8 protein-coding genes are annotated in these 11,272 nt (G+C 46.5%); all 8 read left to right on the plus strand.

Annotated elements, in window-relative coordinates; genetic code table 11:
- On the plus strand, positions 1 to 1,134 hold a 1,134-nt coding region (locus tag KAH81_08990), incomplete at its 5' end, for a tail fiber domain-containing protein (GenBank protein ID MCK5833789.1).
- Between the two features lie 11 nt (positions 1,135 to 1,145).
- Positions 1,146 to 1,424: a hypothetical protein gene (locus KAH81_08995; GenBank protein MCK5833790.1), complete on the plus strand. Its 279-nt coding sequence runs from the start codon at positions 1,146 to 1,148 to the stop codon at positions 1,422 to 1,424.
- Entirely contained in the window at positions 1,421 to 1,627 is a 207-nt protein-coding gene (locus KAH81_09000) for a type II toxin-antitoxin system HicB family antitoxin (protein MCK5833791.1), read from the plus strand. Before KAH81_08995 ends, KAH81_09000 begins: the two co-directional genes overlap by 4 nt.
- Positions 1,620 to 1,844 (plus strand): type II toxin-antitoxin system HicA family toxin, encoded by a 225-nt coding sequence (locus KAH81_09005; GenBank protein ID MCK5833792.1) that lies wholly within the window; start codon positions 1,620 to 1,622, stop codon positions 1,842 to 1,844. Before KAH81_09000 ends, KAH81_09005 begins: the two co-directional genes overlap by 8 nt.
- Before the next feature lie 13 nt (positions 1,845 to 1,857).
- A complete protein-coding gene (locus KAH81_09010; protein MCK5833793.1) occupies positions 1,858 to 2,109 on the plus strand; it encodes a hypothetical protein in 252 nt (83 codons plus the stop codon).
- An 89-nt stretch (positions 2,110 to 2,198) separates the two neighbouring features.
- Positions 2,199 to 5,831, plus strand: coding sequence for a hypothetical protein (locus KAH81_09015; protein MCK5833794.1), 3,633 nt, complete (start codon positions 2,199 to 2,201; stop codon positions 5,829 to 5,831).
- A 33-nt stretch (positions 5,832 to 5,864) separates the two neighbouring features.
- The gene (locus KAH81_09020) at positions 5,865 to 8,126 is read left to right on the plus strand and encodes a hypothetical protein (protein MCK5833795.1); all 2,262 of its coding nucleotides are present in this window, start codon (positions 5,865 to 5,867) and stop codon (positions 8,124 to 8,126) included.
- A gap of 12 nt (positions 8,127 to 8,138) precedes the next feature.
- Positions 8,139 to 11,272: hypothetical protein (locus KAH81_09025; protein ID MCK5833796.1), on the plus strand; the 3,134-nt coding region annotated here is incomplete at its 3' end.

Raw genomic sequence — 11,272 nt, forward strand, 5'->3', positions numbered from 1 at the left:
ACGACAAGTCCGAGCTATAAATTGCATCTGTATGGGACCTCGAACAATGCGGCTGACGTTTATTCGGAAACCGATGCCGCAAGGGTGGTCAAACATTGGTTTGTGAATGCCGGCCGCAGTTGGTCGGTAGGTCAATTGGGAACGACGGCGGCACCGAATTATCAATTTAGGATTACAGACGAAACGGTTGCGCAAGCGAGGTTGGCGATAAATACCGATGGCAACGTCGGCATCGGGACGACGACACCATCGGCGAAACTCGAAGTTGCAGACGGCGACGCTTTAATCTATGGTATCACCGTAGGGAGAGGTTCTGGAGCTTTTTTGGCAAATACCGCCGTCGGATATAGTGCGCTTAGGGTCAACACAACAGGAGACAACAATACAGCCGTAGGATGGGGTTCGCTTTATACCAACACAACAGGAGAGTGGAATACAGCCGTGGGATGGGGTTCGCTTTTTAAAAATACCAGCGGAAAGTGGAATACCGCTACCGGTGTTATCGCTCTTGATAATAACACTTCTGGAAGTTACAATACTGCTTATGGAGTGAGTGCGCTTATGTCCAACACCACAGGGCAATACAACTCTGCTTTTGGATATGCCGCTTATCAAGGCGGAACTTATTCCTATTCGACAGCCATTGGTGCGATAGTCTCTATAACCGCAAGCAATCAGGTGAGAATTGGATGGAATGCCACGAGCATAGGAGGACCGCAAAACTGGACAAATACCTCCGATGGAAGATTTAAAATCGATGTAGAAGAATCGGTACCGGGTTTAGCTTTTATTACCAAATTACGTCCGGTAACTTATCATTTTGACCCCGATGCCTTTGCGAAATTTGTAAAATTACCGGATAGCTTGCGAATAAAAGAGTGCGAACAGTTACAATCTTCTATGTTGCGAACAGGATTTATTGCACAGGAAGTTGAATCTGTCGCATTTGAACTTGGTTACGATTTCAGCGGCGTCGATGCTCCCAAAAACGAGAACGACTACTACGGCCTTCGCTATGCCGAGTTCGTCATGCCGCTGGTGAAAGCGGTGCAGGAACAACAAGATATGATCGAATCGCAGAATAAAATTATCGAACAGCTTATGCAACGCATCGAAGTGCTGGAGAATAAATAGATTACGAAATTATGATCGAACAGATTCAAAATATCAACCGTCATTGCGAGGAGCATAGCGACGTGGCAATCTCCTCGAAATGCAATGAGATTGCGACGCTCCTTACAGTCGGCACGCGCCGACTGGCGGTCGCTCGCAATGACAGCGCATCCGGCGGCAACAAAATTTCCGTAGGGGCGTATTGCATACGCCCGTCCGACGGCGGAAACGGTAGAACAGGCATTCTTGCCTGTTCGGCGTGGACAGACAGGGATGTCCGTCCTACCGGATTGTTAGGAGAGATGCAATGAAAGATAAATTCCAAATACTCGTGTGGCAAGAGCCGCCGTATTTTATCGCGAAGTGCCTCGATCTGAGCATTGCCAGCCAGGGCAAAACGCGCGAAGAAGCGCTGGAGCGCCTTAAGGAAGCAGTCGAATATTTTCTCGAAGATAACCCGGAACCGGTCGAATTGCATGAATACGAACTTGGTCAGATAGGCATCGGTGTCTAAACTTTATTCGGCAGGAAAGATAGTCAAAGCGCTGTTGAGAGCCGGATGTTGCTATGTCGGTCAACGAGGGAGCCATATTAAGATGCGTCGAAAAGTCGGCAATAAGATTCGCACTATAATTGTCCCAAACGACAAAGAGGTCGCTCATGGCACATTCAACGCTCTTTTGGAGCAAGCAGGTATGACAATCGAGGAATTTAGAAGCTATTTAAGATAAAACAAGAAACATTATGAACGACCACATTCAAAATATTAATCGTTATTGCGACGTGGCAATCTTCTCGAATCACAACGAGATTGCCGCGCCTACGGCTCGCAATGACGGCGTTGGGGACATCGAAAACGTCCGTAGAGGAGGGTCTTGTGCCCTCCCTAATATCGCCACTGCGGCGATAATCGACGAGACTACATCGCCATTCGAAACCCAGGGCAAACAAATTGAGGAACTCATACGTCGAATCGAGAAGTTGGAAAATAAATGAAAAAGGTTAATTTTGCATTCGATGTTAATTTAATGATAATTGCATTACTAATGCGCTTATCGAATGTGTGTATCAGATAAGGGGAAACCATGAATATCAAAACAACTGTTTTTGCTTTGATTTTAGTTATGCTTTTTGGGCTTTCAATAAATGCAGCAGATGTAATAAAGTATCCGATCGATGGTAATGCTTTCTATGATATTGGTTCCATAGTCCGAATAAATGGTTCTGGTTTATTGGAGCTATGTGATGAGGGGGAAACTCCAATAGGGATTATTACAGCTTATGAATTTGTCGCTGGGACTTACTATAATTATTGCATCAGCAATTCTGGGATTGAATATGTAATTATAGCAGCTACATCTGAATGGGTTTACTCTGGAGATAACTTGGTTTGCACTAACAACGGTAAAGTTAAGAGAATCCCAGATCCACCAGATGGTTATGTTGTGGGAGTGGCCCTTGAAGATGGGACTCCGGGTGAATCGATTAAGATGGTGATTAACATCGTCACCGGAGGCGGCGATGCTGGAGGCGAATATAACCAGACTATCACAACGGGCGCTGGGCTTGCTAATGCTGAACCACCGGGAAGTAGCGAAGACCTAGCAATTGATCTGGACCTCACTACAGATGGAGGTCTCGAATTTGCCGGTTCAGGTGATGCCAGAACCATCGGAGTGAAGTTTGGAACGGGACTTTACGATGTAGCCCGCGGATACCACACACATACAGGTGAGTTCGACAATTACAATCATTGGAAACTGTATGTTAATTATACGACTCATACCGATATACCCACAGGATATATTGTTAATTTTAATGCGGGAACAAATATTACACTCGATCATTCGTCACTTGGAGGAGTGGATAATATTACTATTAATAGCACGGGAGGCACTGGCACCGGAGATGGCAATAATTTCCCCACTTCGATGTATTTCAATCCCGGCACTGGAAACTTATATCTAGATCGAACGGGTTTGGCAACATTAGATGCGAATTTGGATGGGAGATACTCCGAACCGGGACATACGCATGGTCAGTTACACGACCGTGCACATTCGCTTCATAGTTCCGATGACCATAACAATGTCTCGGTATCGGGTTTGATAACTGGAGATCTTCTACTCTGGAATGGAATGGTATGGTTTAATTACGCTTCCACCAATTTTTCTACAAGCGCGCATGATCATTCTCTCACCCATCCTGCTACGGGCGATGTTACGGGTTCTGGTAATGTTGATGGGAACTGGCCACTGACTATCGGCGATAATAAAGTTACGACAAACAAGATTCTCAATAGCAGTGTGACTAATGCTAAGTTGGCTAACATGGGAGCTAATACAGTAAAAGGTAACAGTTTAGGTTGGGAGGCTACGCCCACGGATATTCCAATTGGGTCCGATCAGGTTCTTGGAAGGCTCTCTGGAGGATCCATTCAAGGGATTGATTTTGGAACTGCTTCTGAAACGGTGGCTTGGGGTAATCATACACATGCGGGAGTCTATGATAATTATGACTCATGGACTGCAAGGCCCAATGATGGTGGTTCGGCTATTGAAGTTACAGCTGGCACGGAGCTTATCTTCGATGGTATCGGTGGCGCTACTGTCACGCGAGGCGCTGGGAATACAATAACTATTGATGCTTCTGCTGCAAGTGGAGCTAATTACTTTGTAAATGGTGTAGATTTCAATACATTAAACGGATATTTAACGCTTACTCGCCTTGGTTTATCAGATCTCTCGGTCAACTTAGATGGCAGATATTCACAAGACAGTCACACTCACAGCCTTACATTCTCTGGTGGCGATGTTATTGGATCGGGGATTGTTGGTGGAACGTGGGCTTTAGCCTTGAACAATACTGGAGTTACTTCGGGTGAATATGGTAACACCGGAGCAAATGTTCCATGGATAACGGTCGATGCAAAAGGAAGACTTACTTATGCAACAAACCGGGCTATCACTGCCGCCGATATCGGCGCATCGTCGACATCGCATACGCATAGCCTCGAACACACCGGCGACGTCACAGGAAGTGGTGATGTTTCGGGCACATGGAATTTGACTATCGGCGATAATAAGGTGACAACCAATAAAATAGTCAATAGCAATGTTACGAATGCTAAATTGGCCAACATGGCTGCATATACTATAAAAAGCAATCCTTATGGATGGAGTGCCCAACCAAGCGATATCTCCATTAGTAATAATAAGGTGCTCGGAAGGTTAGATGGAGATATTACCCCGATAGATTTTGGCACCAGTTCCGGAACCGTTGCATGGGGAGATCATACACACGATAATATGTTATCCGGCACAGGCACTTCAGACTATAACGCATATTTCGATGGAACTAACTCCTTGGCTGCGGAACAATATGTCGCAGTTTCGCGCGGAGGTCTAGGGTCAGATATGACAGCGAGTGGTGTCGGTAATTTGATATATTCGACTTCGACAAGTACTTATTCGACTTTGTCTTCTGAAGATGAGGGTAATGCGCTTATCTCACACGGTTCCGGAGTTGCCCCATCATGGGGGAAGATACAGCTTTCCGGTTCTTTATCCCATATTGAGGGTATATTGCCAGTCGAGAGAGGTGGAACTGGGCGATCGAGCCACACATCGAATGCGCTTATTACCGGAGGAAGCTCCTCTACGGAGCCCCAACAAAGTCTTCCTAATAGCTCTACTTCTCGGACTATTTTACAAAGCTCTGGTTCTTCATCCTTACCAACCTGGTCGAGCGCGACCTATCCTTCGACAATAGCGGCAAATAGAATACTCTATTCGACCACCACTAACACTATTGACGGATTAGTGCCTTCAGGAGCGAACACATTCTTGAAATGGACAGGTTCGACTTACACTTGGGATGTTCCTGCGGAAGGAATTAGCGGAAGCGGCATCAACAGTAAAGTAGCTTTCTGGACCGATCCGTCGTCTCTTTCATATAACTCGAATTTCCACTGGGATAATATAAACATGCGTCTCGGGATCGTGACGAACGAGCCGACAGCGAATTTACATGTCAAGGGAACTGCGCGTTTAGAAAGCTTACCCTCTAACACACAAAATACAATTCTCACAGTTGACTCATATGGTAATGTGTATAAACGTGCCTCCGGCGATTGGACTGGCGGAACCAATTATTGGACGCTTTCCGGATTGAATCTTTATCCAAATAGTACGTCATATAATATCGGCGTGGGAACTTCCAGCCCCAGCGCAAAACTTGATATCGTTGGAGATATCGAGGTAAATGGAGACATACTGCAGGTGGATAAAATCTATTGTAATCAAGTCGATCCGATTTCAGAGATCGGTGGGAAAAGATATTCAACTTGGTGTTGGGAGGGTATAGGCCTTCGCACAGATGTTGTCGCCGTTGGTCAACTGTCTAATGGGTTTTATGAAATAAATCTTGCACAAGAACCCGAAAGCTCGGACTTGTGGCTATTTTATCACATGGTTGCCGAAAGCACTATTGTTCCTTTCGTTACACCTCAAGCCGAAGCCTATTTAATGGCCAAAATGGAGGGTAGCAAGCTTATAGTTAAGGCTATTTCCGGCGATATGGAGGCAAAATTCAGTTTAAGATTATCCGGAAAGAGAATCGATATGATTGCCCCACCGGAGGAGCTTAATACGAGCGAGTTCGATACGAAATTTTATCTCGATCTCGATAAATACGATAGAAACGGCGGGTTAAGGTAAAAGTAAGAGCCAAAAGATGAATAGGGAGAGATAATGGAAATAATTCCAAGGAAGACAAGCTTTAATTCGGATAAGCCTGTTTTCGGTTTGAATAAAAAGCGGACAAGAGCGTTATTCTCCGTAGTAAAATCTATGCTTTTTTTCTTTTGTTTAGCTGCTGTTGTTGTAAATTATAATGAAATCGAATATCAGAAGGAAAAATTCAGTTCGGAGATGCTTGTTACATCCGAGATGATGGAGGATATGAAAAAGGCCCAGAAATATTTGCCACAGAGAATTGTTCCTGAAGGTGGTGATAGGCCGGCGATAAATCGAATTGCATATACTCCGGGGGAAATATTTAGCCATAGAAACAGGCCAAATCCTGGAGAAGAGCTACCGGATTCTTCCTTAATGGAGGCTATGGGCTTCGGATCGGATATCCGTTTGATGAATGATGGTTATTTAAACCACCATGCCGATATATGCACCGATCCTACGAATGGCAATATTCATGTTGTATATAGAAAAGACGGCATGGGAATTTATTATAAAAGATCGACGAATGGAGGCGCGTCGTTCTACTCTGAACAACACATTTCAAGCGAGACCTATTACGATTACTCGAGAATAGCCGCCAGAGGGAATTACGTTTATATAGTTTCAACCTTAATGAATAGTTCAGGTTATCCAAAATATATACACTATTGGATATCCTCAAATTCGGGTGGGAGTTTCAGTGGGCCTTATAATCTCTATGGATCGAGTAGCGATCTTCGATATGTTTATCTACCGGATGTCACAATCGACGAGAGTAACTACGCCTATATTTTCTTTACACGTATCGTATTCGACGATGGCGGTTCATGCGATTCTCCAGATTGGAATTCCGGTAATATTGTTTATTATTACACAACAAATTATGGAGCTAGCTGGAATGGCTATCGCACTGCTACAACAAACTCTAATGCTGGCGTTTTTGCCAAAGTTGGATGGATAACCGCAAATAATGAGACTTCTCCAGGATATGCGGATATTCATATATCTGTTATGTATGATCAGGGAGCTCGTTTCTTCGACTATAATGAGCAAGCTTTCGATCTATATTATACTCGGGTTAATAATGCCGCTGGAAGCTGGTCGCGGGGACCTTTCACTTTGATTCGATCTCATTCGGGAACAAATGAATCCTATGCTTGGTGGAACGGTATCGCCTGTCGTGGAAATTATGTCTATTTAGGTTATTTATACAACAACACCGTAGCCGCTTACAAACGGTCTTCAAATAACGGAACCTCATGGTCATCGGGTAGTCCGACGTGGTCTGGTTATAAGTTTATTACTTTCGCTTGCGATAACTATTCCAATCCGATAAACACAATAAATCAAACAAGCTATAACACTTACACTAGCTCCTCGGAGAATAACGGTTCGACTTGGTGGCCTTTTACTCGCTCAAACGATATAGCCGGTGAATCGGTTCAGAGTGTATCTTCAGGGTATTTTACCTCTGATTTGCGTCGATCCGATGTTGTTTGGACAGATTGGTATGGTAGTGGTGACCTTTATTACGATAAATGTAAGCAATGGCGCTGTGTTATAACATTGACCGGCGTCGATGCATCTCATCCTGTTACTACCGAAGCTTATACAATCTGGGGTCAAGCGCAAAGTCTGACATATACCTCCTCGGGGACATATGCTATATGGGTCGATGCGGGATACACGCTTAGATTCCCCTCCAGCACAGGAGGCTCCGATCCGAGGACTACCACGGATACCAGAAGCTGGACCGTTAATTCAGCTGTTACTGCAACAATAAATTATTCAGGCAGTGGAGTCTGGGAAGGTGATGTTAGCACTAACTGGGATACTCCCGGTAATTGGGGTGGTTCTATGGTTCCAACTGCTGCTATGCAGGCTATTATTCCGGCATCCCCGATAGGGCCTTATTGGCCAAAGAAAACTGGGAATATTGTTATCGGTGGATCGGGCGCTATTTGCACGAGTATAACAATGGGCGGAAGTTCGCAGCTTACAGTAACCGGCAATTGGACGAATAACGCGACTTTCACCTGCGGAACAAGCACTGTTATTTTTTATGGAAGCGGAACAACAAGTCTAATTTCTGGCTCTAATGTCACTACTTTTTACAATATGAAAATAAACGTGGGAAAAATTGTAAATGTTGATTCGACAATTAGAACTGGAACTAGTATTGACTGCTATGTCAAATGGCTAAATACCTCCAATGACGGAAGTTCACCCGGAGGAAAACTCAATCCTCAAGGAGCAAGGATTCAATTTTATGATTAAACGGCAAAGATTATGAAGATTAAATATCTAATTGCATGTGTCCTGTTTGTAATAGCTCTGTTTGCTATACCGGAAACCATGAATTATCAAGGTAAGCTTACCTCCCTCGATGGTGTTGCTTTTGAAGGTGTCTTAACCGTTACTTTTTCCATTTACGATGTTGAAACAAGTGGTTTTCCACTCTGGACAGAAAATCAAGATGTAACTTTTGTAAAAGGTCTTTTTGATGTCCAACTCGGTTCTATGGTTCCTTTATCCGATTTTCTCGATTTTTCTGATGAGTATTTTATCGAAATAGCTATTGGTGGAGATGTTTTAAACCCTCGTCAACCGCTTACTACTGTGCCATATGCATTTAGGGCAGCGATTGCCGATAGTGTGGTTGGAGGAGGAGGAGGGGGTAATAATCTCGACGAGGCCTACGACGCGAGTCCATCCGGGAGCAAACGAATCGACGCCGACGACGGCGCGGTCGAGATTGTTAGCGGGTTGTTCAATAGTCCGCTGAGCGTAACTTCGAATAGTATCGCCGATGCTGCGATTTACGCAACGAATGCTCCGGGCGGCAACGCCATCTGGGCGGATGAAAATATATTTGCCAACAACGCGAATATAATCGCGAAGGGCGACGTTCGGGTCGAGGACGCTTCGGGCTACACCGCCGGTCTCGTCGGCGGTAGCGGAAATCTCTGGCTTCACGGCCGAATCGAGATGAACAACGACCGGACTATATTTGCTCGGAATTCTACGGGCGACCTCAAGGGGATACTCACGCCGCTTAACGGCGCGGACGACGTGATCCTCTCGATGGCCGACGGGAATAATTTTTACATTCAGGACAATACATATAGTAATGTAGCGCAATTCGCGGGCGGCGATGTCGCGCTTTATCTGTTCGGCGACCTTTCCGTTTCCGACGCTCTTTACATCGGCGATGTTCCGCAAGACATGACTGCGGATTCGGTGCTCACCATCGATGGTGGTCAGGTTAAAAAGGTTGCGGCTTCGAGTTTGAGCGGCGCAGATAGCGATTGGCAGATCGGAAGCGGAATTATCTATAACATGACCGATAATGTAGGTATCGGGACATCGACGCCGTCGAGCAAGCTAACGGCTGTGAACGATTTCGGCAGTTCGGACGGTATCGTAGTCAAAGTCGATGCAAGCGGCGGCTCCGGCATGGAATATCCCGTTATTTACGGCATTAACAGCGACGTTAATATGACGAGCAACGGCAGCGGTATCGGCGTCTATGGCAGGGGACACGGCGGCACAGCAGCGATCGTCGGAATTGGATTGTGGGGATCGGCTTATTCGACGAGTGTTTCGAGCAATCTCAAGGGTGTTATCGGCCAAATAGAAACCGGAAGCGTTCCCGCCCCGGCGGCGGCAATATACGGCGTTGTGGGAGACGTTGGTGTTGCGTATAACGGCCCCTGGTCGGGCTTCTTCACGGGTGCGCCGGTGCGTATACCTAACATGAGCGTCCCTTCCGCCACCGATGACGGCGCTATCTATTATGACACCGACGACAATAAGATGTATTATTACGACGGCTCGACATGGGTTGAAATGGGAAGCGACAACGACTGGGCGTATTCGAGCGGTTCCGGGCTGACGGGGGACATATATCACACCGGCAACATCGGCATCGGCACGACAAGCCCGAGTTATAAACTCGATGTGGCCGGCTATCTCCGTGTCAATTCTACATCATATCCCGGGCGCGACTACCGGATTCAGTGCGGCAGCCGTCAGCAGATATATGCGAGCAACGACCTCGTGGAATATGTGGATGGCAATAAGGATGTTATTGTCGGGGTAACCGGACCCAATAATGATTTTTATATCTGCAGTGGCACGGAAGGCTCCAAGTTTTTCACCGCCGAGGGCACGAACCAACGAATCGGCATAGGAACGATCAGTCCATCGCAAAAACTTGACGTGAACGGAAATGTAAAGGTGGGCGATGCTCTTTATGTCGGTAGCGTTCCAGACGACGCCGTCGCGGATTCGGTGCTCACCATTGATGGTGGGCAGGTCAAAAAAATCGCGACGAGTAGCATAAGCGGTGCGGACGCCGATTGGCAGATCGGTAGTGGAATAATTTATAACACTACCGACGATGTCGGCATCGGGACGAGCAGCCCGGAATATGAACTCGATATCCGCGAAAGTATGGGTATCGCGACGACCGACGAAGCGAATTTCCTGACCATAAGCGCGTTGCCGTCTAATGGCCCAACTTTAAGGTTCAATTCCGACGACGATTTGATTTTCGCATCGGGACTTATTTATAGTGGTGTATCCTCTTCGACCGAGAGAATGCGCCTGACCGGCGACGGCAATCTCGGTATCGGTTCGGATGCTCCGTTATCGATACTCAGCGTGAATGGAGATGGTTATTCCAGCGCGGCTCTTTATTCGGGCGATGACGGTTATACATACGCGGCGCGTTTTGATGGCACGGTTATCGCCGAAGACGGCGGGCTGTTTCAGGCACACCTTTTGAGCGGTAATTATGCAGTCTATGCGAGAATCGGATCGGCTACAGCTACGGATAAGCGTGCAGTTTATGGCCTTGCAGACGGCGGTAACGGCACTAAATACGGGGGATATTTCGCCACGACAAACACAGGCAATAATTATGGAGTTTTCGGTCGTGCTTCATCTGGCACAATCTCTTATGGTGGTGCCTTCGAGGCTCGTATTGCGAGTAATCAGAATATCGGGATTTTCGCGAGCGACCAGAATCCGCCAGTCTATCCTTTCGGCTCTGGAATAAGCTATGCAGGTTGGTTCGACGGCGATGTTATGACAACCGATAGAACCTATTTCGGCGATAGCGACGTCTATATCCGTCAGGACGGCTCGAACAACATGGTCTTGCGCGATCCGAACACGAACGGCGGATCGGAGGTTACGCTTTCGGATCTCTATAGCGGCGGCGCTTTTATCCAGAACCAATCGTCGAGTTGGCAGGATGGCTGGTTCCAGATACAAAAAGAGATCACGACAACGCAGGACGCCATCGCCGAGATCGATTTCAGTGCGGATATAACAGGAGGTTACGGTTCGGCTTACGGTGTCAATGTTACCTCCGACACATTGCAGGACAAGGGCGTTATGATAGGCGTCCTCGCCTC

This window comes from bacterium (assembly GCA_023145965.1).
In the GTDB taxonomy this organism is placed as follows: domain Bacteria; phylum UBP14; class UBA6098; order UBA6098; family UBA6098; genus UBA6098.